This is a genomic window from Mesorhizobium sp. WSM4815, assembly GCF_055811575.1.
Window position 1 is genome coordinate 1 of record NZ_JBVVQS010000049.1, and the last position, 1511, is coordinate 1511.

Sequence of the window (1511 nt, forward strand, 5' to 3'; positions counted from 1 at the left end):
TTCGGCGCTGTCAAAACCACCATCAGAAGGAGGCGCCCCATGTCGCAATCTTTTGACACGAGCCGGTCCCTTACCGCTCTCGAACAGGATAACACGATCGTCGTCGTCATCGAAATGAGCAAGGCGAAGTGGCTGATTGCCTCGCTTGTTCCGGGTTTCAAGCGCCAGCCCCTCAAGAAGATCGATGCCGACGCACCATCACTGTTGAAGTTGCTGCAGCGCTGACGCGACGAAGCCGGCCGGGCCGGGCGCCAGATCAAGCGGATCGCCGTCGCCTATGAGGCGGCCGGCGACGGCTTCTGGCTGGCGCGCTGGCTGCGAGCGCGCGGTATCGAGGCTTACGCCATCCACCCCGCTAGCGTTGCGGTGTCGCGCGAGCACCGGCGCGCCAAGACCGATCGTCTCGACACCGAGCTTCTAATGCGCGCCTTTCTCGGCTGGCTGCGCGGCGAGAAGCGCCATTGCAGCATGGCGCCGATCCCGACGCTCGAAGAGGAGGACGCGCGGCGGCCGAACCGCGAGCGGGAGACCCTGGTCGGCGACAAGACGCGGATTATCAATCACATCAAGGCGATCCTCGCCCGCTTCGGCATCCGCAGCTTCCGGCTGAGCCTGCGCCAGGCGGCGGACAGGCTCGAGACCATCCGCACGGCGGAGGGAACGCCGCTGCCGGACAACACCCGCGCCGAGCTCTACCGCTTCCTTGAGCGGCTCAGCCTGGTGCGCGAGCAGATCCGCACGATCGAGCAGGAACGCCTGCGCCGGCTCGCCGCGGCTCCGGCTGCGGCGAACGGCCCGCACGCGATGGTTCGCCTGCTGGCGCGGGTCATCGGCGTCGGTGTCGAGACGGCGGACATGCTGGTCCACGAGATGCTGTCCCGCAAGCTGCGCGATCGCCGCGCCGTGGCGCGCTATGCCGGTCTCACGGGGTCGCCGGACGAGAGCGGCAAACGCCGCCGCGAGAAGGGGCTGGCACGCGCCGGCAACGCCCGTGTCCGGCGCGGCATGATCCAGTTGGCGTGGCGCTTTCTCCGGTTCCAAAAGGACAGTGGTCTCGCCCGATGGTTCCATGCGCGCACGGCCGACGGGCGCAAAACCACGCGCAAGACGATGATCGTGGCGCTGGCGCGCAAGCTGCTGATCGCGTTGTGGCGTCTCGTCACCACGGGCGAGGCGCCACAGGGCGTCACCTTACGTGCGGCGTGATGGGGGGGCGCGGGATAGAGGAGAACACAACCCAATTGGCGGCCCCGGTAGCGGGGCCTGCCGATGACGATCCGAGGTGGCGGCAACCCGAGTTTTCACATGGTCATTTCGATCCGCCTAGTAGAATGGGTCCGCCGCCCCGGAGCTTCGCCGCCGATGCGCATGCCTGCATCATGGTTCAGATCCAACTGAGATCTACCGAATACAAGTCTGCCCCGCGACCTCCGCGCCTGGGCCTCATGGCAAGCTCCCCTCGGAACTGTCGTCGGCTGCCGAATGGCGGCGCGCCCGATCATTCAAGCCTG

At 67.0% G+C, this 1511-nt stretch carries 1 pseudogene; it reads left to right on the top strand.

Annotated features, from left to right (window positions below):
- The first annotated feature begins 39 nt into the window (after positions 1 to 39).
- A pseudogene (locus tag AC0L2B_RS00220) lies at positions 40 to 1206 on the top strand (IS110 family RNA-guided transposase).
- Positions 1207 to 1511: the final 305 nt, after the last annotated feature.